22 protein-coding genes and 1 pseudogene are annotated in these 24,678 nt (G+C 53.1%); 11 read left to right on the top strand and 12 right to left on the bottom strand.

The window, feature by feature from the left end; genetic code table 11:
* Nucleotides 1-8: 8 nt before the first annotated feature.
* Complete coding sequence (cusA, locus tag FFT88_RS08775) at nt 9-3,152, top strand: Cu(+)/Ag(+) efflux RND transporter permease subunit CusA (protein ID WP_135404638.1); 3,144 nt, start codon at nt 9-11, stop codon at nt 3,150-3,152.
* A 101-nt stretch (nt 3,153-3,253) separates the two neighbouring features.
* On the top strand, nt 3,254-4,636 hold the full coding sequence (gene pheP / locus FFT88_RS08770) for a phenylalanine transporter (RefSeq protein WP_135404637.1): 1,383 nt from the start codon (nt 3,254-3,256) through the stop codon (nt 4,634-4,636).
* Nucleotides 4,637-4,732: 96 nt separating this feature from the next.
* On the opposite strand, the gene ybdG is transcribed toward pheP, so the two are convergent.
* From ybdG to FFT88_RS08745, 5 genes are all read right to left on the bottom strand, one after another.
* Complete coding sequence (ybdG, locus tag FFT88_RS08765; RefSeq protein ID WP_135404636.1) at nt 4,733-5,980, bottom strand: mechanosensitive ion channel YbdG; 1,248 nt, start codon at nt 5,978-5,980, stop codon at nt 4,733-4,735.
* Nucleotides 5,981-6,239: 259 nt separating this feature from the next.
* A complete protein-coding gene (gene nfsB, locus FFT88_RS08760; protein WP_130223095.1) occupies nt 6,240-6,893 on the bottom strand; it encodes an oxygen-insensitive NAD(P)H nitroreductase in 654 nt (217 codons plus the stop codon).
* Between the two features lie 93 nt (nt 6,894-6,986).
* Nucleotides 6,987-7,355 carry an MmcQ/YjbR family DNA-binding protein gene (locus FFT88_RS08755; RefSeq protein WP_135404635.1) on the bottom strand — a complete coding sequence of 123 codons (369 nt, stop codon included), beginning with the start codon at nt 7,353-7,355 and terminating at the stop codon, nt 6,987-6,989.
* A gap of 64 nt (nt 7,356-7,419) precedes the next feature.
* Nucleotides 7,420-7,668: a DUF1158 domain-containing protein gene (locus tag FFT88_RS08750; protein ID WP_000682524.1), complete on the bottom strand. Its 249-nt coding sequence runs from the start codon at nt 7,666-7,668 to the stop codon at nt 7,420-7,422.
* A 65-nt stretch (nt 7,669-7,733) separates the two neighbouring features.
* Nucleotides 7,734-8,852, bottom strand: a complete 1,119-nt coding sequence (locus FFT88_RS08745) for a YbdK family carboxylate-amine ligase (protein WP_135404634.1) — start codon at nt 8,850-8,852, stop codon at nt 7,734-7,736.
* A gap of 58 nt (nt 8,853-8,910) precedes the next feature.
* On the opposite strand from FFT88_RS08745, the gene FFT88_RS25835 reads away from it, so the two are divergent.
* Nucleotides 8,911-9,039: a hypothetical protein gene (locus FFT88_RS25835; RefSeq protein ID WP_276319954.1), complete on the top strand. Its 129-nt coding sequence runs from the start codon at nt 8,911-8,913 to the stop codon at nt 9,037-9,039.
* A gap of 21 nt (nt 9,040-9,060) precedes the next feature.
* Here FFT88_RS25835 and FFT88_RS25930 read toward each other — a convergent pair whose 3' ends face one another.
* Nucleotides 9,061-9,336 (bottom strand): hypothetical protein, encoded by a 276-nt coding sequence (locus tag FFT88_RS25930; RefSeq protein ID WP_135404633.1) that lies wholly within the window; start codon nt 9,334-9,336, stop codon nt 9,061-9,063.
* On the opposite strand from FFT88_RS25930, the gene hokE (FFT88_RS08735) reads away from it, so the two are divergent.
* The gene (gene hokE / locus FFT88_RS08735; protein ID WP_000956465.1) at nt 9,305-9,457 is read left to right on the top strand and encodes a type I toxin-antitoxin system toxin HokE; all 153 of its coding nucleotides are present in this window, start codon (nt 9,305-9,307) and stop codon (nt 9,455-9,457) included. The genes FFT88_RS25930 and hokE (FFT88_RS08735) overlap by 32 nt on opposite strands.
* Before the next feature lie 131 nt (nt 9,458-9,588).
* Here the strand turns inward: hokE (FFT88_RS08735) and FFT88_RS25925 are convergent.
* Nucleotides 9,589-9,838: pseudogene (locus FFT88_RS25925) on the bottom strand (hypothetical protein); the annotation flags it as partial.
* On the opposite strand from FFT88_RS25925, the gene hokE (FFT88_RS25275) reads away from it, so the two are divergent.
* Nucleotides 9,807-9,959 (top strand): type I toxin-antitoxin system toxin HokE, encoded by a 153-nt coding sequence (gene hokE / locus FFT88_RS25275; protein ID WP_000956465.1) that lies wholly within the window; start codon nt 9,807-9,809, stop codon nt 9,957-9,959. The pseudogene FFT88_RS25925 and the gene hokE (FFT88_RS25275) overlap by 32 nt on opposite strands.
* Nucleotides 9,960-10,309: 350 nt before the next feature.
* Nucleotides 10,310-10,462, top strand: coding sequence for a type I toxin-antitoxin system toxin HokE (gene hokE, locus FFT88_RS08725; protein WP_000956465.1), 153 nt, complete (start codon nt 10,310-10,312; stop codon nt 10,460-10,462).
* Between the two features lie 121 nt (nt 10,463-10,583).
* Here hokE (FFT88_RS08725) and entD read toward each other — a convergent pair whose 3' ends face one another.
* Entirely contained in the window at nt 10,584-11,204 is a 621-nt protein-coding gene (entD, locus tag FFT88_RS08720) for an enterobactin synthase subunit EntD (RefSeq protein WP_135404632.1), read from the bottom strand.
* Between the two features lie 173 nt (nt 11,205-11,377).
* Entirely contained in the window at nt 11,378-13,618 is a 2,241-nt protein-coding gene (gene fepA / locus FFT88_RS08715) for a siderophore enterobactin receptor FepA (protein ID WP_135404631.1), read from the bottom strand.
* Nucleotides 13,619-13,860: 242 nt separating this feature from the next.
* Between fepA and fes the strand changes: the two genes are divergently transcribed.
* From fes to wzz(fepE), 4 genes are all read left to right on the top strand, one after another.
* The gene (gene fes, locus FFT88_RS08710) at nt 13,861-15,063 is read left to right on the top strand and encodes an enterochelin esterase (RefSeq protein ID WP_135404630.1); all 1,203 of its coding nucleotides are present in this window, start codon (nt 13,861-13,863) and stop codon (nt 15,061-15,063) included.
* Between the two features lie 2 nt (nt 15,064-15,065).
* Nucleotides 15,066-15,284 (top strand): enterobactin biosynthesis protein YbdZ, encoded by a 219-nt coding sequence (ybdZ, locus tag FFT88_RS08705; RefSeq protein ID WP_135404629.1) that lies wholly within the window; start codon nt 15,066-15,068, stop codon nt 15,282-15,284.
* A complete protein-coding gene (gene entF, locus FFT88_RS08700) occupies nt 15,281-19,162 on the top strand; it encodes an enterobactin non-ribosomal peptide synthetase EntF (RefSeq protein ID WP_135404628.1) in 3,882 nt (1,293 codons plus the stop codon). The genes ybdZ and entF overlap by 4 nt, the downstream gene beginning before the upstream one ends.
* A 216-nt stretch (nt 19,163-19,378) precedes the next feature.
* Complete coding sequence (gene wzz(fepE) / locus FFT88_RS08695; RefSeq protein ID WP_135404627.1) at nt 19,379-20,512, top strand: LPS O-antigen length regulator Wzz(fepE); 1,134 nt, start codon at nt 19,379-19,381, stop codon at nt 20,510-20,512.
* On the opposite strand, the gene fepC is transcribed toward wzz(fepE), so the two are convergent.
* Genes fepC through fepD form a run of 3 tightly spaced genes read right to left on the bottom strand, consistent with a single transcriptional unit; the run spans nt 20,509 to nt 23,314 of the window.
* Nucleotides 20,509-21,324, bottom strand: a complete 816-nt coding sequence (gene fepC, locus FFT88_RS08690) for an iron-enterobactin ABC transporter ATP-binding protein (protein WP_135404626.1) — start codon at nt 21,322-21,324, stop codon at nt 20,509-20,511. The genes wzz(fepE) and fepC overlap by 4 nt on opposite strands.
* Nucleotides 21,321-22,313: an iron-enterobactin ABC transporter permease gene (gene fepG / locus FFT88_RS08685; protein ID WP_135404625.1), complete on the bottom strand. Its 993-nt coding sequence runs from the start codon at nt 22,311-22,313 to the stop codon at nt 21,321-21,323. The genes fepC and fepG overlap by 4 nt, the downstream gene beginning before the upstream one ends.
* Complete coding sequence (gene fepD, locus FFT88_RS08680) at nt 22,310-23,314, bottom strand: Fe(3+)-siderophore ABC transporter permease (RefSeq protein WP_001298899.1); 1,005 nt, start codon at nt 23,312-23,314, stop codon at nt 22,310-22,312. Before fepD ends, fepG begins: the two co-directional genes overlap by 4 nt.
* Nucleotides 23,315-23,424: 110 nt before the next feature.
* Between fepD and entS the strand changes: the two genes are divergently transcribed.
* On the top strand, nt 23,425-24,675 hold the full coding sequence (gene entS, locus FFT88_RS08675; RefSeq protein WP_135404624.1) for an enterobactin transporter EntS: 1,251 nt from the start codon (nt 23,425-23,427) through the stop codon (nt 24,673-24,675).
* The last annotated feature ends 3 nt before the right edge of the window (nt 24,676-24,678 follow it).

The following is a 24,678-nucleotide window of genomic DNA, read 5'->3' as shown; positions in this document are numbered from 1 at the left end:
AATAGCCAATGATTGAATGGATTATTCGTCGCTCGGTGGCGAACCGTTTTCTGGTGCTGATGGGCGCGTTGTTTCTGAGTATCTGGGGCACCTGGACCATCATTAACACGCCAGTGGATGCACTGCCGGATCTCTCGGATGTGCAGGTGATTATTAAAACCAGCTATCCCGGTCAGGCTCCGCAAATCGTTGAAAATCAGGTCACTTATCCGCTGACCACCACCATGTTGTCGGTGCCGGGCGCGAAGACCGTGCGCGGTTTCTCGCAGTTTGGTGATTCTTATGTGTATGTCATTTTCGAAGATGGCACTGATCCATACTGGGCGCGCTCGCGGGTGCTGGAGTACCTCAACCAGGTACAGGGTAAGCTGCCTGCGGGAGTCAGCGCCGAGCTGGGACCAGATGCCACGGGTGTTGGCTGGATCTATGAATATGCACTGGTGGATCGCAGCGGTAAGCACGATCTGGCCGATTTACGCTCATTGCAGGACTGGTTTCTCAAATATGAGCTAAAAACCATCCCTGACGTTGCGGAAGTGGCGTCGGTGGGCGGCGTGGTGAAAGAGTATCAGGTGGTTATCGATCCCCAGCGCCTGGCGCAATATGGTATCAGTCTCGCCGAAGTAAAAAGCGCGCTGGATGCTTCAAACCAGGAAGCGGGCGGTTCGTCGATCGAACTGGCGGAAGCGGAATATATGGTGCGCGCCAGCGGCTATCTGCAAACGCTCGACGACTTTAATCACATCGTTTTAAAAGCCAGTGAAAATGGCGTGCCTGTTTATCTGCGTGATGTTGCAAAGGTCCAGATTGGACCGGAAATGCGCCGGGGCATTGCCGAACTGAACGGCGAAGGCGAAGTGGCTGGCGGGGTGGTGATCCTGCGCTCCGGCAAAAACGCCCGTGAAGTGATCGCCGCCGTGAAGGACAAACTGGAAACGCTGAAAAGCAGTCTGCCGGAAGGCGTGGAGATAGTGACAACATACGATCGCAGCCAGCTCATTGACCGGGCCATCGACAACCTCAGCGGCAAGTTGCTGGAAGAGTTTATTGTGGTGGCGGTAGTCTGCGCGCTGTTTCTCTGGCATGTGCGCTCGGCGCTGGTGGCGATTATTTCGTTGCCGCTGGGGTTGTGTATTGCTTTTATTGTCATGCACTTCCAGGGACTGAATGCCAATATTATGTCGCTGGGCGGTATTGCGATTGCCGTCGGGGCGATGGTCGATGCCGCTATCGTCATGATCGAGAATGCGCATAAACGGCTGGAAGAGTGGCAGCACCAGCATCCTGACGCCACGCTGGATAATAAAACGCGCTGGCAGGTGATCACCGATGCATCTGTTGAAGTGGGTCCGGCGCTGTTTATCAGCCTGCTGATTATCACGCTGTCGTTTATCCCGATCTTCACCCTGGAAGGGCAGGAAGGGCGTCTGTTTGGCCCGCTGGCGTTCACCAAAACGTATGCGATGGCGGGCGCGGCGCTGCTGGCGATCGTAGTGATCCCGATCCTGATGGGTTACTGGATCCGTGGCAAAATTCCGCCAGAAAGCAGTAACCCGCTCAATCGCTTTTTGATTCGTGTTTATCATCCGCTGTTGCTGAAAGTACTGCACAGGCCGAAAACCACGCTGCTGGTGGCAGCGCTTTCGGTGCTGACGGTTCTCTGGCCGCTCAATAAAGTTGGCGGGGAATTTTTACCGCAGATCAATGAAGGCGACTTGTTGTATATGCCATCGACGCTGCCGGGGATTTCCGCAGCGGAGGCGGCGAGCATGCTGCAAAAAACCGACAAGCTGATTATGAGCGTACCTGAAGTGGCGCGGGTATTTGGCAAAACCGGGAAAGCGGAAACCGCCACCGATTCTGCTCCGCTGGAGATGGTAGAAACGACCATCCAGCTTAAGCCGCAGGATCAGTGGCGGCCTGGCATGACGATGGACAAAATCATCGAAGAGCTGGATAACACCGTGCGTCTGCCGGGGCTGGCGAATCTGTGGGTGCCGCCAATTCGTAACCGTATCGATATGCTCTCAACCGGCATTAAAAGCCCCATCGGCATTAAAGTTTCCGGCACTGTGCTGGCGGATATCGACGCGATGGCGGAGCAAATTGAAGACGTGGCGCGAACGGTGCCAGGCGTGGCTTCTGCTCTTGCCGAGCGTCTGGAAGGTGGGCGCTATATCAACGTTGAGATTAACCGTGAAAAAGCCGCGCGTTACGGTATGACGGTGGCGGATGTGCAGTTGTTTGTGACCTCTGCGGTGGGCGGGGCGATGGTTGGCGAAACGGTGGAAGGGATTGCCCGTTATCCAATTAATCTGCGTTATCCGCAAAGCTGGCGCGATAGTCCGCAGGCGCTGCGCCAGCTACCGATCCTGACGCCGATGAAGCAGCAAATTACCCTGGCAGACGTAGCCGACGTTAAAGTCTCTACCGGACCGTCGATGCTGAAAACCGAGAATGCGCGCCCGACGAGCTGGATTTATATCGATGCCCGCGATCGTGACATGGTGTCGGTGGTTCACGATCTGCAAAAAGCGATTGCTGAGAAAGTGCAGTTGAAACCAGGCACCAGCGTGGCGTTTTCCGGGCAGTTCGAGTTGCTGGAGCGCGCCAACCATAAGCTGAAACTCATGGTGCCGATGACGCTGATGATCATCTTCGTGCTGTTGTATCTGGCGTTCCGTCGCGTGGGCGAAGCGTTACTGATTATCAGCAGCGTACCGTTTGCGCTGGTGGGCGGCATCTGGTTGCTGTGGTGGATGGGCTTTCATCTTTCTGTGGCAACGGGCACTGGCTTTATCGCCCTTGCCGGGGTCGCCGCCGAATTTGGCGTGGTGATGCTGATGTATTTACGTCACGCCATAGAGGTCGAGCCGTCGCTGGATGATCCACAAACATTCAGCGAGCAGAAGCTGGATGAGGCGTTGTATCACGGCGCGGTACTGCGCGTGCGCCCGAAAGCGATGACGGTGGCGGTGATTATCGCTGGTCTGCTGCCGATTCTGTGGGGAACGGGAGCAGGTTCAGAGGTGATGAGTCGCATCGCCGCGCCGATGATTGGCGGCATGATCACCGCACCTTTGCTGTCGCTGTTTATTATTCCGGCGGCGTATAAGCTGATGTGGCTGCACCGACATCGGGTACGGAAATAAAAGCAGGATACCCCATTTAACCGTGTGGATTGTGTCTTGCGACGATGGGCACTAAATGTTAAAAGGTGCCCCTCAACAAAAAAGACACACAGGGGAAAGGCGTGAAAAACGCGTCAACCGTATCGGAAGATACTGCGTCGAATCAAGAGCCGACGCTTCATCGCGGATTACATAACCGTCATATTCAACTGATTGCGCTGGGTGGCGCAATTGGTACTGGTCTGTTTCTTGGCATTGGCCCGGCGATTCAGATGGCGGGTCCGGCTGTATTGCTGGGCTACGGCGTCGCCGGGATCATCGCTTTCCTGATTATGCGCCAGCTCGGCGAGATGGTGGTCGAAGAGCCGGTATCCGGTTCATTTGCCCACTTTGCCTATAAATACTGGGGACCGTTTGCGGGCTTCCTCTCTGGCTGGAACTACTGGGTGATGTTCGTGCTGGTGGGAATGGCAGAGCTGACCGCTGCGGGCATCTATATGCAGTACTGGTTCCCGGATGTTCCAACGTGGATTTGGGCTGCCGCCTTCTTTATTATCATCAACGCCGTTAACCTGGTGAACGTGCGCTTATATGGCGAAACCGAGTTCTGGTTTGCGCTGATTAAAGTGCTGGCGATTATCGGCATGATCGGATTTGGCCTGTGGCTGCTGTTTTCTGGTCACGGCGGCGAGAAAGCCAGTATCGACAACCTCTGGCGCTACGGTGGTTTCTTTGCCACGGGTTGGAAGGGGCTTATTTTATCGCTGGCGGTGATTATGTTCTCTTTCGGCGGGCTGGAACTGATTGGTATTACTGCCGCTGAAGCGCGCGATCCGGAAAAAAGCATCCCTAAAGCAGTGAATCAGGTGGTGTATCGCATCTTGCTGTTTTATATCGGTTCACTGGTGGTTTTACTGGCACTCTATCCGTGGGTGGAAGTGAAATCCAACAGTAGCCCGTTTGTGATGATTTTCCATAATCTAGACAGCAACGTGGTAGCTTCTGCGCTGAACTTCGTCATTCTGGTGGCATCATTATCGGTGTACAACAGCGGGGTTTACTCTAACAGCCGGATGCTGTTTGGTCTTTCTGTGCAGGGGAATGCGCCGAAGTTTCTTACCCGTGTTAGCCATCGCGGCGTGCCGATCAACTCGCTGATGCTTTCCGGAGCGATCACTTCGCTGGTGGTGCTGATTAACTATCTGCTGCCGCAAAAAGCGTTTGGTCTGCTGATGGCGCTGGTGGTAGCAACGCTGCTGTTGAACTGGATTATGATCTGTCTGGCGCATCTGCGTTTTCGTGCAGCGATGCGACGTCAGGGGCGTGAAACACAGTTTAAGGCGCTGCTCTATCCGTTCGGCAACTATCTTTGCATCGCCTTCCTCGGCATGATTTTGCTGCTGATGTGCACGATGGATGATATGCGCTTGTCAGCGATTCTGCTGCCGGTATGGATTGTATTCCTGTTTGTGGCGTTTAAAACGCTGCGTCGGAAAGCGAAATAATAGTGCAGGTTGGATAAGGCATTCACGCTGCATCCGACAACACGATGACAACAATCTGAAGCCGCTCTCATCCATTCGATGAGAGCGGTTTTTTAATTACTGCTTAAATGCTTCTGCCAGGGAGCGAATATCATTGCTGGTTGGCGACTGATGAAGTCGCAGACCAAACTCTTCGACGATCGCAAATATGTGGTCGAATATATCAGCCTGAATGCTTTCATATTCCAGCCACACCACGGTATTAGTAAACGCGTAGATCTCAAGCGGTAAACCGTTATCGCCCGGAGCTAACTGGCGTACCATTAAGGTCATATCTTTACGAATCCGCGGATGATTGCGCAGATATTCATTCAGATAGGCACGAAAGGTTCCAACATTGGTCATTCGGCGCAGGTTTAATACTGACTCCGTAGACCCTTGCAGGCGGTTCCACTCATTAATTTCCTGATGGCGACTGGTTAAATAAGGCTTTAACAGATGCGCTTTATTCAGCCGCTGCATTTCAGTTTCATCAAGAAAACGAATACTGGTGACATCAATACTGATACTGCGCTTAATACGCCGCCCGCCAGAGGCTGACATCCCGCTCCAGTTTTTAAAGGAGTCAGATACCAGCGACCAGGTGGGAATAGTGGTAATAGTATTGTCCCAGTTGCGCACTTTGACGGTGGTTAAGCCGATATCGATCACCGCGCCATCCGCGCCGTATTTTGGCATTTCCAGCCAGTCGCCCAGTTTCAGCATATCGTTCGCGGAAAGCTGAATGCCTGCAACCAGACCAAGAATCGGATCTTTAAATACCAACATCAGCACGGCGGCCATCGCGCCAAGACCACTGATCAGAATTGCCGGTGACTGACCAATCAGCAGTGAGATCATCAAAATTCCGACCAGAATCGCGCCGATCAGTTTAATCCCCTGAAATATCCCTTTTAACGGCAACTGTTTTGCCGCCGGGAATTTCTGTGCCAGATTCAAAATAACATCCAGCAGAGAGAAGACAGAAAGCAGCGCATACATCATGATCCACAACTGCGCGCAGGTAGTCAGAATATCTGCCGCTTCGGTGCCTTTTTGCAGCCAGAATACCGCCTGAATATTGACGATAATCCCCTGGAGGGTAAAAGCTAAACGGTGGAAGAGTTTATTCTGGGTAATGATTTGCAGCCACAGCCGTGAACTGGCAATGGCGCGTTTTTCGAAGGTACGCAGTACCACCCAGTGCAAAATAATATGCACTACAACGGCGGTCAGAATAATAATACCGAAAATCATCACCATCGAGGTGGTGTGATCAAACTCAATACCCGCTAAATCTTCAACCTGGGATATTAAATCCTGCATAACGTCTCCTATATACAACAGCGGCCTATGATGACGGCTGAAACAGGGTTATGCAAATCAGGAGAATCTGATGGGAGAATTTCCTGCGAGGGCTGATGGCAAATATAAAATTGCCTGATGCGCTACGCTTATCATGCCTACCTTGAATGAATTGGCACGAACTTGTAGGCAGGATAAGGCGGTCACGCCGCATCCGGCATAAACAAAGCGCACTTTGTCAGCAATCTGAGCCGGGATAGGGTCCCGGCTGTCAGGATAATTACACTTCGGTTAAGGTGATACTTTGCGGCAGACGAGATTTCGGCAGCGTCGCGTTAAAATCTTCAACGCTGTGATGACCTACCGGAACAACCACCAGACTGGTGTAGCCTTTCTCTTTCAAACCAAATTCTGCATCGAGGATGGCGGCGTCAAAACCTTCGATGGGTACCGCGTCCAGACCCAGCGCCGCCACGCCGAGCAGGAAATTACCGACGTTGAGATAAACCTGTTTTGCCATCCACTCTGCATCATCATGTAGATCTTTACGGTGCATATCGGCGAAGAACTTGCGACCTTTATCGTTCGCGGCTTTCGCTTCCGGCGTGGCAAAGCGGCCATCGGCATCTTCCTGGTCAACAACCAGCTTCAGCCAGGCATCGTCCATCGCAGTTTTCGCGCAGAACACCACGACGTGCGAGGCATCAAGCATTTTACGCTCGTTGAACACGTAATTACCGGCAGCGGATTTGGCAACACGCGCTTTACCTTCTTCCGTGCTGGCAACAATAAAATGCCACGGCTGGGAGTTGGTGCTGGATGGGCTGTATTGCAGCAGAGTTTTGATCTGCTCGGCCTGTTCCGGGGTAAGTTTTTTGCTGGCATCAAATGCCTTAGTGGAATGACGCTTTAAGGCGACAGAAATGATATCCATAAAGACTCCATGTGTAAGTAATTTTGCGTGCCAGCAGATTACAAGGATCGCAGTAAAATGGTAAGCGAGAAAAATGCGCTATAGATTTCCACTTTAGCCAGGGCGCAGCCTTTTTTGATCGCGTTTAGCCAGACCATCAACCACCAGATTCCACGAATCGTTGATCAGATCGCAAAGTAACGCTTCGGAGATTTCCTCGCCGGGATACACCGAAATCCAGTGCTTTTTATTCATGTGATACCCTGGCTTAATGCTTGGGTATATTTGCTGATTTAACAGGGATTTTTGTGGATCGGACTTCAGATTGATAAAGGGGACGCCGCGCAGTTCTGACGACAACATAAAAATCTTGCCGCCAATTTTAAACACATCGAACTCCGGGCCAAAAGGCCAGCAAAGCTCGACAAAGGGTAACTCAAGGGCCAGGCGTTTCGCCGTTTCGTGCAGTGATTGCTTATCCATAAACGTTCCTTTAGGCGAAGGAGAATAAGCAAAGTATGCCGCGAAGTACGGCGATAATCGACGTTTAATCCGCCAGCGAGAACCAGCGTCGCCAGATAAAGCGCAGAACAAAATACTCAATAGCGCCCAGCACTAAAAACCACAGGCAAAACAATAAAGTGTAAAGCTGGCTAAGATCCATCAGATGGAACGTGGTCACCAGTTTTTGTGCCAGCGTCAGCCCCAGTGCGGGGGCGGGCAGCAGCAGGCAAGAGAGGAAAGCCATCAGCAAAATGCCTGCTGCGGTGGTCAAGGTTTCTAAAGGGTGTTTCATAACATTGTTAAATGTAAGTTAAAACACCATTGTCAGGGATATTCTGCTGTAAGGCAATTCCCGGCTTAGTCACCGGCCCAGATCTCACAATGCTTTTTCACCAACCCAATCAGCGAGCCGCCATCGGCGACGAAATCACGCATCAGCTGCGCTTCATTCAGACCGCTGACGACCTGGCGATGCAGGGCCTCAATCGCACTCGATGCGCCAATTTTATGTGCGGAAGGGGCGATTTTTTCCAGTAAACGCAAGGTGTCTTTCGCTAGTGGCCTACGATCGCCAGTGTGCGGATCGGTGATGACGCCTTCCAGACCATAACGGCAGGCCTGGAAACGGTTGAATTTATACAGCAGGTAATCTTTCTCCTGATGTTTGAACGGGCGTTCCGTCAGTAACCAGTGGGCGGTAGCCTGAATTAATCCCGCCATATTTACCGCATGGCTAAGGGTTAACGGAGTATCCATCACCCGAACCTCCACCGTGCCAAAATGAGGACTGGGGCGAATATCCCAGTGCAAATCTTTAATGCTGTCGATCATCATGGTGTAACTCAGGCAGCGAAACAGGGCTTCAAATTGTTGCCAGTTACTGACCCACGGCATCGGGCCATTATCGGGAAAGGCGGAAAAAATATTCGGTCGTGAGGAGGCAAAACGCGTATCCGTTCCCTGCATATATGGCGACGCGGCGGAAAGGGCGATGAAGTGTGGCACAAACCGTGACAGGCCGTGCAGCAAATAAATGGCGTCATCGCCACTGGCGCAGCCAACATGGACATGCTGACCAAAAACGGTCGCCTGCTGAATGAGATAGCCAAAGTTTTCCAGCGTTCGTTGATAGCGTTCGTTGTCGCATACCTCCTGACGCTGCCATTTCTGAAACGGGTGCGTGCCACCGCCGCAAATTTCCAGATGATGGTCTGCGGCTGCCTGCAATACGACTTTCTGCATCGCTGAAAATTGCCCGGCAGCCTGGTTGATATCACGGCAAACATCCGTCGCCAGCTCCAGCATACTTTCGGTGATATCGTGCTTTACCTCTCCGGCCGTGATCTCATTTTTAACCGCGTCAATCAGTGTTGAAGAGTCCTGGCTTAAGTCATAGCCCGGCGGATTAACCACCTGCATTTCCAGTTCAATACCGAGGGTAAAAGGTTCAGAAACATGAAAATCGGGTAATGGCATAGGTTTCTCTTATGTTGGCGTTTTCTATTCAGTATAGAAGTCGGAGCGGCTGGGCGAGATGCGGAAGTTCTGGAATGTTTCTTTCTTTGGTGATGGTGAACTGATTGTGACTGAAGCAATTTGGCTACTTTTGCAATGTGACCAGTTGCGTCATAGCTGGCTGGCGGCGAAGAATTTTGACGATTGAGGCATGCAGAAAAAAACGGGTTCAGCTTCGGTTGATCAAATGGGGAGTGAGAAGTCCGAAACAGGATTTACTGTATAAATAAACAGCCATTTTGCTAAGGAAGGGTAAGATAACGGCGGGTGCCTGAAGCTTTCCGGTTTCAGGTTTACTTTGAGGTCTGGAAAGATGAAGCCCCAGGACGATATTTCTATCAACCCTGGGGCTACCTACCCAAACCTGAACAATTTGGATGGTAGTCCCTTCTTCGCATGGAGGCAATATAAACATGCTGACGAAATATGCCCTTGTGGCAGTCATAGTGCTGTGTTTAACAGTGCTGGGATTTACGCTTCTGGTCGGAGACTCACTGTGTGAGTTCACTGTAAAGGAACGTAATATTGAGTTTAAGGCTGTTCTCGCTTACGAACCGAAGAAGTAGCCGTTGTGCGGGGAGTAATCCCCGCATATCCGGTTGTCAGGTCAGGGGGGTAAGGCACCTGCTTTACACTTTCGCCCGCGGTCAGTGATGGCTGCGGGCGATTTCGTTTTAAGGGCAATGATCAGTTTTGCCGACAGAAGTCCGAAACAGGATTTACTGTATAAATAAACAGCTATTTTGCTAAGGAAGGGTAAGATAACGGCGGGTGCCTGAAGCTTTCCGGTTTCAGGTTTACTCTGAGGTCTGGAAAGATGAAGCCCCAGGAGATATTTCTATCAACCCTGGGGCTGCCACTCCAAACCAGACAATTTGGATGGTAGTCCCTTCTTCGCATGGAGGCAATATAAACATGCTGACGAAATATGCCCTTGTGGCAGTCATAGTGCTGTGTTTAACGGTGCTGGGATTTACGCTTCTGGTCGGAGACTCACTGTGTGAGTTCACCGTGAAGGAACGTAATATTGAGTTTAAGGCTGTTCTCGCTTACGAACCGAAGAAGTAGCCGTTGTGCGGGGAGTAATCCCCGCACATCCGGTTGTCAGGTCAGGGTGGTAAGGCACCTGCTTTACACTTTCGCCCGCGGTCAGTGATGGCTGCGGGCGATTTCGTATTAAGGGCAATGATCAGTTTTGCCGACAGAAGTCCGAAACAGGATTAACTGTATAAATAAACAGCTATTTTGCTAAGGAAGGGTAAGATAACGGCGGGTGCCTGAAGCTTTCCGGTTTCAGGTTTACCCTGAGGTCTGGAAAGATGAAGCCCCAGGAGATATTTCTATCAACCCTGGGGCTGCCACTCCGAACCTCAACAACTCGGATGGTAGTCCCTTCTTCGCATGGAGGCAATATAAACATGCTGACGAAATATGCCCTTGTGGCAGTCATAGTGCTGTGTTTAACGGTGCTGGGATTTACGCTTCTGGTCGGAGACTCACTGTGTGAGTTCACCGTAAAGGAACGTAATATTGAGTTTAAGGCTGTTCTCGCTTACGAACCGAAGAAGTAGCCGTTGTGCGGGGAGTAATCCCCGCATATCCGGTTGTCAGGTCAGGATGGTAAGGCACCTGCTTTACACTTTCGCCCGCGGTCAGTGATGGCTGCGGGCGAACCGTACCAGATGTTGTCAATTAATCGTGTTGGCACAGCGTTATGACTATCTTTTGTTTAAGCTGCCAGTGCACAGCAAACTTCTCACCATCTCGACGAATGATGATCGGCTGTTTATTCCAGTTAATTATTTGATAATTCAGAAAACCTTGTTCTGTCTGTAACTTGCTTGCCTTAAATGCACTTTCTTTTGCTGAAAATGCCAGTGTAAGCGCCATAGGGAAAGGTAAATCGCAGCCTGTAATAATCTCGTGTTCAGTGTGGGTAATAATGTTGTCTGTCAATTCTGCCGCTGTTTGCGCAGAAAAAATTTCTTCAATATCAATGCCAATCGGTTGACGGGATACCACGGCTAATGCCGTAGTCCCGCAGTGGCTAATACTGCCGTATACCTCCGCAGGCCACACCGGTTGGCGTAGCTCGCCGATTGCGGGCACACATTTATAGCCATATTCCCGCAAGGCATAAACAGCAGCGATCCGCCCGGCCAAATGTTCGGCTTTGCGTTTCCGCCCAGCGTTTTGCAGTTGCGCGTAGTGCGGCAGCCAGAGTAAATCCTGCTCGCGAAAACTCGCCGGATCAAACTCAACAAAATGCAGCGTATGTCCGGCAAAGGGGAGGGGGGTATGCGTAGTTTTCATGTCGACCATATTAGAGACTGATGACAAACGCAAAACGGCCTGATGCGCTACGCTTATCAGGCCTACGTGATCCTGCAATATATTGAATTGGCAAGATTTTGTAGGCCGGATAAGGCGTTCACGCCGCATCCGGCATGAACGACGCGCACTTTGTCAACAAGCTGACGTTAGCATCAGAAGTGAGTATTAACGCTCATGTACCACGTACGTCCCGGCTCGTTATAGGTATACGCCCCGGCACCGGCAATATAGTTGGCTCCTGCCAGATCGCCTGTGGTCTGGGCATTACCCGCACGCCACAAACGTTTGTCGAACAGGTTGTCCACGCCGCCGGTCAGACTGACATTCTTCGTCACATCCCAGGTCGCGCTCAGACCCACAATGCTGTAAGGACTGATTTCTTTGGTTTCCGGGCCAACCGCTGGCTGACCTTTATAGTTGTACTTCTTCGGCTGCTGCTTGCCGTACCAGGTGAAGGTCGTTTGCATCGACAAATCTTCCCGTGCCTGCCAGCTCAGCGTTGAGTTCAACGTATACTCCGGGATGATCGACAAACGGTCGCCCGTGGTTTTGTTTTCACTCTTCAGCATATAAGTGATGTTATTGGTCCACATCACCGTTTCGCTAACCGGTACGTTTAACGATCCTTCCAGACCTTCAACCACCGCTTTCGGCACGTTATCCCACTGATAGAGATCGGTGCCGGCTGCGTTTTGCCCTACAGCCACATAGCCCGCTTCAATCTTATTGCGATAATCGTTACGGAACCAGGTGACGCCCGCCAGCCAGCCGTTGCGTTTGAACTCCAGGCCAATCTCTTTGTTGATACTGGTTTCCGCTTTCAGGTCATCGTTCCCCTGCAGATAGCAGCCGCCCGCGCTGGCGTAACAGCCCTGACCTTTACTGTAGAGAATGTAGTTCGGGTTAGTCTGGTACAGGCTCGGCGCTTTATAGGCGCGGGCAATGCCCATTTTCAGCGTGAAGTCATCGCCTAAACCTTGCGATATGTTCAGCGCCGGACTCCAGTTATCGCCAACAACGCTGTGATGATCGAAACGCAGCCCCGGCGTTACGATGGTGCTGTCAGTCAGCTCCATGTTGTTTTCGGCAAACAACGAGAAAATTTCTGCTTTTGAATATGGGCTACGGTCGGTGGCGCTCACGCCATCAATAGCACCACCGGTATTCGTTCCGGTCAGCGCCTGGGTGTTGGAACTCAAGTCCTTCATCCGCTGCTGATTCCACTCCGTACCCAGCGTCAGCGTTTGGTTAACGAGGAAATCAATCGGCAGGTTAACTTCGCTGTGCAACATCACGTCATCAAGATCGATATCGACGAAATCCTGTGTCGCTTTTTCGTTAAATTTCCCTTCGGTGCCGCCCGCCAGACCTTCCGGAATACGCGAGTTACGCGTGTGTTCGTACTGTACCCAGTTGCTGGTGGTCACACCGTTATCCCAGCCGCCGTTCCAGGTCAGCGAGTAGTTCTGGCGATACAAGCGGTTAGTTTCATCACCATATTTTGAGCGGGTATAGGAATCGGAGTTGGTGTTCTGTGTGTCGCCCGCATACAGGTTGCCCTGGCGGCTGTAGCCTGCTTCCAGTTCAAGTGATTGCAGAGGCGCGAAGTCCCAGCGAACTACGCCATTAATATCCTTGTTGATCACCCCTTCGCGCCCGGCGGGCAGCGTATCCGCATATGTACCGGCACGCGCGGACTGATGCCCCCGGTTAATATCCCACGCGTCAGCTTGAGTTTTGTCGAGGTTGCCATATAAACGGAAGCTGAATTCATCGCCCAGCGGACCGGTCAGGCTGAAGTTGGTACGTTTGGTGGCACCTTCCTCTTTATGTTCTGGTGCATTGAAATAAGCATCCCAGGAGCCGTGCCATTCGCCGCTGCCTTTTTTGGTAATGATGTTAACCACGCCGCCCGCCGCGCCGTTGCCATAACGCGCAGCTGCCGGACCACGCAGAACTTCAATACGTTCAATCATTTCAGGCGGCACCCAGGAAGTATCACCACGGGTATCGCGCTCGCCACGCCAGCCCTGACGCACCGAGTTACGGCTGCTGACTGGCTTGCCGTCAATCAAAATCAGCGTGTTTTCCGGCCCCATGCCGCGAATATCAATCTGGCGGTTATTACCACGCTGACCACTGGTGGAGTTACCGGTCAGGTTAACGCCTGGCATGGTACGGATAATCTCCGACACATCGCGGGCGACGGGGTTTTTGCGGATTTCATCTGCGGTGATGGTCGAAACGCCAGGCGCCTGCAAGTTCTGCTCGGCGGCGGTAACGACAATGGTATCGTCATGTGAAACAGGAGTATCGGTCGGCTCTTGTGCCTGCGCTACCCCATAAATCCCCAGATTGACCAACAAGGCCAGGGAATGAATCTTCTTGTTCATTGTTTTATTCCTGCATTTTTGCCACGAATTGCAACTGTCGGGCATGGTCGTCATCAACACGACGCATCCCGCTACCGCGAAAACCTTTGATCCTGAAAGACACGCAGTGCAGTTGGTTAATTAATGTCCGCGCTTCCCACGGCGCGCCATTACGCTATTGCAAATGCAAATAGTTATCAATAATATTATCAATATATTTCTGCAATCAATGAAAAATTGCACAGGAAACATGGGGTTATGGTGTGACGGCGTTAAAAGTAGGAAGTGAGAGCTGGTGGCAGTCGAAACATGGCCCGGAATGGCAGCGTCTGAATGACGAAATGTTTGAGGTCACTTTCCGGTGGCGTGATCCCCAAGGTTCTGAAGAATACTCGACGATAAAGCGCGTATGGGTCTACATCACGGGTGTGACCGATCACCATCAGAACAGCCAGCCCCAGTCGATGCAGCGAATTGCAGGTACCAACGTCTGGCAGTGGACGACACAACTCAATGCCGAATGGCGCGGCAGCTACTGCTTTATTCCCACCGAACGCGATGACATTTTTTCTGCACCATCCCCTGATCGCCTCGAGTTACGCGAGGGATGGCAAAAATTACTCCCCCAGGCGATAGCCGATCCGCTGAATCCACAAAGCTGGAAAGGCGGGCGAGGGCACGCTGTTTCTGCACTCGAAATGCCGCAAGCGCCCGTGCAACCTGGTTGGGATTGTCCGCAAGCGCCAGAAACGCCTGCCAAAGAAATTATCTGGAAAAGTGAACGGTTGAAAAATTCACGGCGTGTATGGATTTTTACCACCGGTGATGTACCAGCAGAAGAACGCCCGCTGGCAGTTTTGCTCGATGGCGAATTTTGGGCGCAGAGTATGCCCGTCTGGCCTGTGCTGACTTCGCTGACCCATCGTCAGCAACTTCCTCCCGCCGTGTATGTGTTGATCGACGCTATCGACACCACGCACCGCGCCCACGAACTGCCGTGTAATGCCGATTTCTGGCTGGCAGTACAGCAAGAGTTATTACCCCTGGTGAAAGCTATTGCCCCTTTTAGCGATCGCGCCGATCGCACCGTGGTCGCCGGGCAGAGTTTTGGTGGGCTTTCCGCGCTGTATGCCGGACTGCACTGGCCTGAACGCTTTGGCTGTGTATTAAGCCAGTCAGGATCGTACTGGTGGCCGCATCGGGGCGGGCAGCAAGAGGGCGTGTTACTTGAAAAGCTTAAAGCTGGTGAAGTTAGCGCCGAAGGTCTGCGCATTGTGCTGGAAGCGGGTATTCGCGAGCCGATGATTATGCGGGCCAATCAGGCGCTGTATGCGCAATTACACCCCATAAAAGAATCCATTTTCTGGCGTCAGGTTGACGGCGGACATGATGCGCTTTGTTGGCGCGGTGGCTTGATGCAGGGGCTAATCGACCTCTGGCAACCACTTTTCCATGACAGGAGTTGAATATGGCATTCAGTAATCCCTTCGATGATCCACAGGGAGCGTTTTACATTTTGCGCAATGCGCAGGGGCAATTCAGTCTGTGGCCGCAACAATGCGCCTTACCGGCAGGCTGGGCCATTGTGTGTCAGCCGCAGTCACAAGAGTCCTGCCAGCAGTGGTTGGAAGCCCACTGGCGTACTCTGACACCGGCGAATTTCACCCAGTTGCAGGAGGCGCAATGAGCCAGCATTTACCTTTGGTCGCTGCACAGCCCGGCATCTGGATGGCAGAAAAACTGTCGGATTTACCCTCCGCCTGGAGCGTGGCGCATTACGTTGAGTTAACTGGAGATGTTGATGCGCCATTACTGGCCCGCGCGGTGGTTGCCGGACTAGCGCAAGCAGATACGTTGCGGATGCGTTTTACGGAAGATAACGGCGAAGTCTGGCAGTGGGTCGATGATGCGCTGACGTTCGAACTGCCAGAAATTATCGACCTGCGAACCAACATTGATCCGCACGGTACTGCGCAGGCATTAATGCAGGCGGATTTGCAACAAGATCTGCGCGTCGATAGCGGTAAACCACTGGTCTTTCATCAGCTGATACAGGTGGCAGATAACCGCTGGTACTGGTATCAGCGTTACCACCATTTGCTGGTCGATGGCTTCAGTTTCCCGGCCATTACCCGCCAGATCGCCAATATTTACTGCGCATGGCTGCGTGGCGAACCAACGCCTGCTTCGCCGTTTACGCCTTTCGCTGATGTAGTGGAAGAGTACCAGCAATACCGCGAAAGCGAAGCCTGGCAGCGTGATGCGGCATTCTGGGCAGAACAGCGTCGTCAACTGCCGCCGCCCGCGTCACTTTCTCCGGCACCTTTACCGGGGCGCAGCGCCTCGGCAGATATTCTGCGCCTGAAGCTGGAATTTACCGACGGGGAATTCCGCCAGTTGGCTACGCAACTTTCAGGTGTGCAGCGTACCGATTTAGCCCTTGCGCTGGCAGCCTTGTGGCTGGGGCGATTGTGCAATCGTATGGACTACGCCGCCGGATTTATCTTTATGCGTCGACTGGGCTCGGCGGCGCTGACGGCTACCGGACCCGTGCTCAACGTTTTGCCGTTGGGTATTCACATTGCGGCGCAAGAAACGCTGCCGAAACTGGCAACCCGACTGGCAGCACAACTGAAAAAAATGCGTCGTCATCAACGTTACGATGCCGAACAAATTGTCCGTGACAGCGGGCGAGCGGCAGGTGATGAACCGCTGTTTGGTCCGGTACTCAATATCAAGGTATTTGATTACCAACTGGATATTCCTGGTGTTCAGGCGCAAACCCATACCCTGGCAACCGGTCCGGTTAATGACCTTGAACTGGCCCTGTTCCCGGATGAACACGGTGATTTGAGTATTGAGATCCTCGCCAATAAACAGCGTTACGATGAGCCAACGTTAATCCAGCATGCTGAACGCCTGAAAATGCTGATTGCCCAGTTCGCCGCGGATCCGGCGCTGTTGTGCGGCGATGTCGATATTATGCTGGCAGGTGAGTATGCGCAGCTGGCGCAGATCAACGCCACTCAGGTTGAGATTCCAGAAACCACGCTTAGCGCGCTGGTGGCAGAACAAGCGGCAAAAACACCGGATTCTCCGGCGCTGGCAGATGCGCGTTACCAGTTCAGCTATCGGGAAATGCGCGAGCAGGTGGTAGCGCTGGCGAATCTGCTGCGTGAGCGCGGCGTTAAACCGGGCGACAGCGTGGCGGTGGCACTACCGCGCTCGGTCTTTTTGACCCTGGCGCTACATGCGATTGTTGAAGCAGGTGCGGCCTGGTTACCGCTGGATACCGGCTATCCGGACGATCGCCTGAAGATGATGCTGGAAGATGCGCGTCCGTCACTGTTAATCACCACCGACGATCAACTGCCGCGCTTTGCCGATGTTCCTGATTTAACCAGCCTTTGCTATAACGCCCCGCTTACCGCACAGGGCAGTGCGCCGCTGCAACTTTCACAACCGCATCACACGGCTTATATCATCTTTACCTCTGGCTCCACCGGCAGGCCGAAAGGGGTAATGGTCGGGCAGACGGCTATCGTCAACCGCCTGCTTTGGATGCAAAATCATTATCCGCTTACAGGCGAAGATGTCGTTGCCCAAAAAACGCCGTGCAGTTTTGATGTCTCGGTGTGGGAGTTTTTCTGGCCGTTTATTGCCGGGGCTAAACTAGTGATGGCTGAACCGGAAGCGCACCGCGACCCGCTCGCTATGCAGCAATTCTTTGCCGAATATGGCGTAACGACCACGCACTTTGTGCCGTCGATGCTGGCGGCATTTGTTGCCTCGCTGACGCCGCAAACCGCTCGCCAGAGTTGCGCGACGTTGAAACAGGTTTTCTGTAGTGGTGAAGCCTTACCGGCCGATTTATGCCGCGAATGGCAACAGTTAACCAGCGTGCCGTTGCATAATCTATATGGCCCGACGGAAGCGGCGGTAGATGTCAGCTGGTATCCGGCTTTTGGCGAGGAACTGGCAGAGGTGCGCGGCAGCAGTGTGCCGATTGGTTATCCGGTATGGAATACGGGTCTGCGTATTCTTGATGCGATGATGCATCCGGTGCCGCCGGGTGTGGCGGGAGATCTCTATCTCACCGGTATTCAACTGGCGCAGGGGTATCTTGGACGACCCGATCTGACCGCCAGCCGCTTTATTGCCGATCCTTTTGCCCCAGGTGAACGGATGTACCGTACCGGCGATGTGGCCCGCTGGCTGGATAACGGCGCAGTGGAGTACCTCGGGCGCAGTGACGATCAGCTAAAAATTCGCGGGCAGCGTATCGAACTGGGCGAAATTGATCGCGTGATGCAGGCGCTGCCGGATGTCGAACAAGCCGTTACCCACGCCTGTGTGATTAACCAGGCGGCAGCCACTGGTGGTGATGCGCGTCAGTTGGTGGGCTATCTGGTGTCGCAATCAGGTCTGCCGTTGGATACCAGCGCATTACAGGCGCAGCTTCGTGAAACATTGCCACCACATATGGTACCGGTGGTTCTGCTGCAACTTCCACAGTTACCACTTAGCGCCAACGGCAAGCTGGATCGCAAAGCCTTACCATTGCCTGAACTGAAGGCTCAAGCGCCTGGGCGTGCGCCGAAAGCGGGCAGTGAAACGATTATCGCCGCGGCATTCTCGTCGTTACTGGGTTGTGACGTGCAGGATGCCGATGCTGATTTCTTTGCGCTTGGCGGTCATTCGCTACTGGCAATGAAACTGGCAGCGCAGTTAAGTCGACAGTTTGCTCGTCAGGTGACGCCGGGGCAGGTGATGGTCGCGTCAACCGTCGCCAAACTGGCAACGATTATTGATGGTGAAGAAGACAGCTCCCGGCGCATGGGATTCGAAACCATTCTGCCGTTGCGTGAAGGTAATGGCCCGACGCTGTTTTGTTTCCATCCGGCATCCGGTTTTGCCTGGCAGTTTAGCGTGCTCTCGCGTTATCTCGATCCACAATGGTCGATTATCGGCATTCAGTCGCCGCGCCCTTATGGCCCCATGCAGACAGCGACGAACCTGAATGAAGTCTGCGAAGCGCATCTGGCAACGTTGCTGGCACAACAACCGCACGGTCCTTATTACCTACTGGGGTATTCGCTGGGGGGGACGCTGGCGCAGGGCATTGCGGCGCGACTGCGTACCCGTGGCGAACAAGTGGCATTTCTAGGTTTGCTGGATACCTGGCCGCCAGAAACGCAAAACTGGCAGGAAAAAGAAGCTAATGGTCTGGATCCGGAAGTGCTGGCGGAGATTAACCGCGAACGCGAGGCCTTCCTGGCGGCACAGCAGGGAAGTACTTCAACGGAGTTGTTTACCACCATTGAAGGCAACTACGCTGATGCTGTGCGCTTGTTAACCACCGCCCATAGCGTACCGTTTGATGGCAAAGCGACGCTGTTTGTTGCGGAGTGTACACTTCAGGAAAGTATGAGCCCCGAACGCGCCTGGTCGCCGTGGATAGCTGAGCTGGATATTTATCGCCAGGATTGCGCGCATGTGGATATTATTTCTCCAATAGCATTTGAAAAAATTGGACCAATTATTCGTGCTGCTCTAAATAAATAACTTTATCTTAAATGCAAATCCATAATTACGATAAATAATTATGGATTTTGTTATTTGTTGTATTAATATTTGCTGAGTGGTTTGTCTGAAAATGCGCCAAACATTGCGTTTGCTGCGTGGAATTTACAAAGTTCAGCTTCGGATAATTCTCACCAACTGGTAAAGTGTGCGCCGTGGAAATTTACCCTCATTGGACTCATTTTCAGGTTATACCGTATGTCAACACTGAATATTAAGCAGGAAAGCGACTCGCATTTTCCCGATTATCATCTGGCGCCAGCCAGTAATAATGAAATTGATTTACTTAATCTTATCGAAGTTTTATGGCACGCAAAAAAACAGATCATGGCTGTCGTTTTTGCCTTTGCCTGTATCGGGTTGCTGGTGTCATTTATCCTACCGCAAAAATGGACCAGTGCGGCGGTTGTAACGCCGGCAGAACCTGTTCAATGGCAAGATCTGGAGAAAACATTTACTAACCTTCGGGTACTGGATCTGGATATCAAAATTGATCGTACAGAAGCATTTAACCTGTTTATCAAGAAGTTTCAGTCCATTAGTTTGTTGGAAGATTATCTTCGTTCATCCCCGTATGTTATGAACCAATTGAAAGAGGCGAAAATTGATGAACAGGAGTTGCATCGGGCTATTGTCACATTGAGCGAGAAGATGAAAGCGGTTGATGACAACGCCAGTAAGAAAAATGAGCCGTCCGCGTTATATACTTCCTGGACGCTAAGTTTCACCGCACCCACCAGTGAAGAGGCACAGAAAGTGTTGGCCGGGTATATCGATTATATCTCTGCGTTGGTGGTGAAAGAGTCGATAGAAAACGTCCGTAATAAACTGGAAATCAAAACCCAGTTTGAAAAAGAAAAGCTGGCGCAGGATCGCATTAAAACGAAAAACCAACTTGATGCAAACATTCAGCGTCTCAATTATTCACTCGATATTGCTAATGCAGCAGGCATTAAAAAACCTGTTTACAGTAATGGTCAGGCAGTAAAAGATGACCCTGATTTTTCTATTTCTCTCGGCGCAGACGGTATTGAACGCAAACTGGAAATTGAAAAAGCGGTCACCGATGTTGCGGAACTGAATGGTGAATTACGTAATCGTCAGTATCTTGTCGAGCAATTAACAAAAGCAAATGTCAACGATGTTGATTTTACGCCGTTTAAATATCAGTTGCGTCCGACTTTGCCGGTGAAAAAAGACGGTCCGGGCAAAGCGATTATTGTGATCCTTTCCGCGTTGATCGGCGGTATGGTGGCTTGTGGTGGCGTGCTGTTGCGCCATGCGATGGCATCCAGAAAACAGGATGCCATGATGGCAGACCACTTAGTTTAAATCTTCGCGGTTGAAGGTGCCGTTCGTCCGAGCGGCACCACGAGCGGCGTTCCGGCAACTGGATCGTCAATAATCATGCAGCGCAGACCATAAATGCGCTCGATCAATTCAGCAGTGACAATCTCCTTCGGCGCTCCCTGAGCAACAATTTTCCCTTCCCGCAATGCAATCAAATGGCTGGCGTAACGACAGGCCTGATTAAGATCGTGCAGCACCGCCGCCAGGGTATAGCCTTTCTCGCGGTTCAGCTCGCTTAACAACTCCAGCAAATCAATCTGATGACTGATATCCAGCCAGGTCGTGGGTTCGTCGAGCAGCATAATTGCCGTTTCCTGGGCCAGCACCATCGCGATCCACGCCCGCTGGCGTTGTCCGCCAGAAAGGGTATCCACGCTTTGATCCGCCAGATGAGTTATTCCCGTGGCTTGCATCGCTTTCGTTACCGCTTCTTCATCTTCTTTGCGCCAGCGGGTAAACAGCGGTTGATGCGGGTAACGCCCACGCGCTACCAGCTCCTGCACGGTGATATCTCCCGGTGTGGTAGCATTTTGCGCCAACAGACCAATCCGGCGTGCAACCTCTTTACTGGCGTAATGTTGAATGTGCTCGCCATCCAGCCAGACATGCCCGTGAGCAGGCGTTATCAGGCGGCTTAAGGTACGCAGTAACGTGGATTTACCGCAGCCATTTGGCCCGATAATCGCCGTGAAGTGACCATCAGGTATTTCTACAGTCAGATTTTCCGCAACGGTATATTTGCCATATCCGAGGGTTAACTGTTCGCCGCGCAAACGGGCTACTGATTCGGTCATTTTTTGCGAGACTCCTGAATTAACAAGACGATAAGGTAAATACCGCCGAGGCTGACGGTAACGACGCCAACCGGAAGTTGATACGGCATAAACAGTTGCTGAGCGCAGAGATCGGCTGCCAGCAGTAACAGCGCCCCGCACAGCGCCGCCTGGGTCAGCCCCCAGCGAGCGGTGCCGCTAATGCGTCGGGCAATGTGCGGCGCGACTAAAGCAATAAAGGAAATCGGCCCGGCAAGCGCTGTTGCCGCAGCGGTAAGCACCACCGCCACCAGCATCATTAACAGACGCGAGCGTTCGACGCTGACGCCCAGCGCACACGCGGTATCATCGCCCATTTCCAGCAAGCGCATTCGCCGCACCAGTAAGGCGGCGGCAATGAGCATCAATATAATGATGGGTGCGGAAGGCGAGGTTTTTGCCCACGTCAGGCCGTTGAGCGATCCGGCATTCCACAAACCCGCTGTTAGCGCCGTTTCTAAAGACGCTTTCAGCAACAGCCAGGTATTAAAGGCCACCAGCATGGCACGAACACCGATACCGATGATAATCAACCGAAAGGTATCGATACCGTTACGCCAGGCGAGCAGCCAGACCAACAGCGAAGTGACAATGCCGCCCATCATTGCTGCCAGCGCGATAGCCGTCAGGTCCTGACCAAACAGCACCATCGCCACCAGCACGCCGCTCCACGCCCCGGTGTTAAAGCCCATTACGTCAGGGCTGCCGAGCGGGTTACGCATCAGCGACTGAAAAATCGCGCCGCTGACGCCCAGTGCCGCGCCAATCAACAGCGCCATCAGCACGCGTGGTAAACGCCATTCGGTGACCACCATCGTCATACTGCGCGGCGCATCGCCCATCAACGCGGCGAATACCTGCGAGGTTTCCAGCGTCACGGCACCGCTGCGTAATCCCCAGACACTCGCCACCACGCAGGCGGTAATCAGCAGTAAGCAGGTGATGATTAATCGGCGAGAGACGTAAATCATGCGCCACCTCGTGTTTTACGTCGCACGAGGAAGATCAGCACCGGAGCACCAATAAAGGCACTGACCACGGAAACGCGCAGTTCGCCGGGCACAATCACCCGCCCGATGATATCGGCAAACAGCAGCAGGGCAGGGGTAGCGAGTAGCGTGACGGGCAGCGACCAGCGATGATCGGCACCTACCAGCCAACGCGCCATATGCGGCATCATCAGGCCAATAAAGGCAATCGGGCCAACTACCGCCGTCGCACTACCACAAAGCACGGTAATCGCCAGCAGACCAATCAACTGTGTGCGCGCCACGCGACTGCCCAGCGCCGTCGCGGTGTCACTGCCGAGGCTCAAACTGTTCAGCGCGCGACTCAGTAATAGCGCAGTTGCTCCGGCGATCAGCACCGGGATCAGCACCACTTTTAAGGTATGTAGATTGCGAATATCCAGCGAACCGGCTTGCCAGAAACGCAGTTGATCGTAGACGTCAGGATTAAGCAGGGCGATGCCGCTGGTCAGCCCTTCCAGCACCGCCGCCAGCGCCACGCCCGCCAGGGTTAAACGCACCGGACTTAACTGCCCGCCGCCCTGGCTGCCGGTAAAGGCAACAATCAACGAGGCCACCAGCGCCCCGGCGAAGGCCATCGCCAGTTGTTCCTGCGCGGATGAGTAACCAAACAGCGCAGCTCCCAGCACAATGGCAAAGCTGGCTCCGGCGTTCACGCCAAGCAAGCCGGGGTCGGCAAGTGGGTTTCGGGTGAGGGTTTGCATTAACGCCCCGGCAAGCCCAAGCGCACCGCCGGCCAGTAAACCGGCAAGGGTGCGCGGCAGTCGCGCGTCGAGCACGATGGTGCAGTCGGCGCTCTGACAGGTGCCGGAGAAGGCCTCCAGCACTACGGAAGCGGGGAGTGATTTTGCCCCAATGAGCAGGCTTAATGCCGTCGCGATAATCAGTAATAACAGCAATCCGGGCACGGCAATGGCGCGTGTCACGGCAACAGAACCAGACATACGAACTTCCATGATAATGAAATTAATTATCGTTATCGATCTTATTTGGATATGTTAGCATGTGCAGCCTAAGAATAGGTATTTAAAATATTTGATGGCAAGGCATTGTAATGAATAAACAATCCTGGCTGCTTAACCTCAGCCTGTTGAAAACGCACCCGGCGTTTCGCGCAGTATTCCTCGCTCGTTTTATCTCAATTGTGTCTCTGGGTTTGCTCGGCGTCGCGGTGCCGGTGCAGATCCAGATGATGACGCATTCTACCTGGCAGGTGGGGCTTTCGGTGACGCTGACCGGCGGCGCGATGTTTATTGGCCTGATGGTCGGCGGTGTGCTGGCGGATCGCTATGAGCGCAAAAAAGTGATTTTGCTGGCGCGCGGCACCTGTGGCATTGGCTTCATTGGACTGTGCCTGAACGCGCTGCTGCCGGAGCCATCTCTATTGGCAATCTATTTACTTGGTTTATGGGATGGTTTTTTCGCATCGCTTGGCGTTACGGCGCTACTGGCGGCGACACCTGCACTGGTAGGGCGTGAAAACTTAATGCAGGCCGGGGCGATCACCATGTTGACCGTGCGTCTGGGGTCGGTGATTTCGCCCATGATTGGCGGTTTATTGCTGGCGACCGGAGGCGTAGCCTGGAACTACGGGCTGGCGGCGGCGGGCACGTTTATTACCTTGCTACCGTTGTTAAGCCTTCCGGCGTTGCCACCGCCACCGCAGCCGCGTGAGCATCCGTTGAAATCATTACTGGCAGGATTTCGTTTTCTGCTCGCCAGCCCGCTGGTGGGAGGGATTGCGCTGCTGGGTGGTTTATTGACGATGGCGAGCGCGGTGCGGGTACTGTATCCGGCGCTGGCTACCAACTGGCAGATGTCGGCGGCACAGATTGGTTTTCTCTATGCGGCGATCCCGCTCGGCGCGGCTATTGGCGCGTTAACCAGTGGGAAGCTGGCACATAGCGCGCGACCAGGGTTATTGATGCTGCTCTCCACGCTGGGATCGTTCCTCGCCATTGGTCTGTTTGGCCTGATGCCGATGTGGATTTTAGGCGTGGTTTGTCTGGCGCTGTTCGGCTGGCTGAGCGCGGTTAGTTCGTTGCTGCAATATACAATGCTGCAAACGCAAACCCCGGAAGCGATGTTAGGGCGGATTAACGGTTTGTGGACGGCGCAAAACGTGACCGGCGATGCCATAGGCGCGGCGCTGCTGGGCGGTTTGGGAGCGATAATGACACCGGTTGCTTCCGCAAGCGCGAGCGGTTTTGGTTTGTTGATTATCGGCGTGTTGTTGTTGCTGGTGCTGGTGGAGTTGCGGCGTTTTCGCCAGACGCCGCCGCAGGTGACAGCGTCCGACAGTTAATGC

The sequence above is a fragment of the Escherichia sp. E4930 genome (assembly GCF_005845405.1).
Lineage (GTDB): Bacteria > Pseudomonadota > Gammaproteobacteria > Enterobacterales > Enterobacteriaceae > Escherichia.
The sequence above is the reverse complement of the archived record's forward strand: the minus strand, read 5'-3'. Positions and strand labels throughout refer to the sequence as shown.

Coding starts and splice junctions, on each gene's coding strand:
- FFT88_RS25930 (WP_135404633.1), bottom strand. CDS start 9,336: ATGACTGCCACAAGGGCATATTTCGTCAGCATGTTTATATTGCCTCCA.
- entF (WP_135404628.1), top strand. CDS start 15,281: ATGAGCCAGCATTTACCTTTGGTCGCTGCACAGCCCGGCATCTGGATG.
- fepD (WP_001298899.1), bottom strand. CDS start 23,314: ATGTCTGGTTCTGTTGCCGTGACACGCGCCATTGCCGTGCCCGGATTG.
- entD (WP_135404632.1), bottom strand. CDS start 11,204: ATGAAAACTACGCATACCCCCCTCCCCTTTGCCGGACATACGCTGCAT.
- entS (WP_135404624.1), top strand. CDS start 23,425: ATGAATAAACAATCCTGGCTGCTTAACCTCAGCCTGTTGAAAACGCAC.
- ybdZ (WP_135404629.1), top strand. CDS start 15,066: ATGGCATTCAGTAATCCCTTCGATGATCCACAGGGAGCGTTTTACATT.
- fepA (WP_135404631.1), bottom strand. CDS start 13,618: ATGAACAAGAAGATTCATTCCCTGGCCTTGTTGGTCAATCTGGGGATT.
- ybdG (WP_135404636.1), bottom strand. CDS start 5,980: ATGCAGGATTTAATATCCCAGGTTGAAGATTTAGCGGGTATTGAGTTT.
- hokE (WP_000956465.1), top strand. CDS start 10,310: ATGCTGACGAAATATGCCCTTGTGGCAGTCATAGTGCTGTGTTTAACG.
- FFT88_RS25835 (WP_276319954.1), top strand. CDS start 8,911: ATGCGGAAGTTCTGGAATGTTTCTTTCTTTGGTGATGGTGAACTGATT.
- FFT88_RS08755 (WP_135404635.1), bottom strand. CDS start 7,355: ATGGATAAGCAATCACTGCACGAAACGGCGAAACGCCTGGCCCTTGAG.
- FFT88_RS08750 (WP_000682524.1), bottom strand. CDS start 7,668: ATGAAACACCCTTTAGAAACCTTGACCACCGCAGCAGGCATTTTGCTG.
- FFT88_RS08745 (WP_135404634.1), bottom strand. CDS start 8,852: ATGCCATTACCCGATTTTCATGTTTCTGAACCTTTTACCCTCGGTATT.
- hokE (WP_000956465.1), top strand. CDS start 9,807: ATGCTGACGAAATATGCCCTTGTGGCAGTCATAGTGCTGTGTTTAACG.
- fepC (WP_135404626.1), bottom strand. CDS start 21,324: ATGACCGAATCAGTAGCCCGTTTGCGCGGCGAACAGTTAACCCTCGGA.
- fepG (WP_135404625.1), bottom strand. CDS start 22,313: ATGATTTACGTCTCTCGCCGATTAATCATCACCTGCTTACTGCTGATT.
- cusA (WP_135404638.1), top strand. CDS start 9: ATGATTGAATGGATTATTCGTCGCTCGGTGGCGAACCGTTTTCTGGTG.
- nfsB (WP_130223095.1), bottom strand. CDS start 6,893: ATGGATATCATTTCTGTCGCCTTAAAGCGTCATTCCACTAAGGCATTT.
- hokE (WP_000956465.1), top strand. CDS start 9,305: ATGCTGACGAAATATGCCCTTGTGGCAGTCATAGTGCTGTGTTTAACA.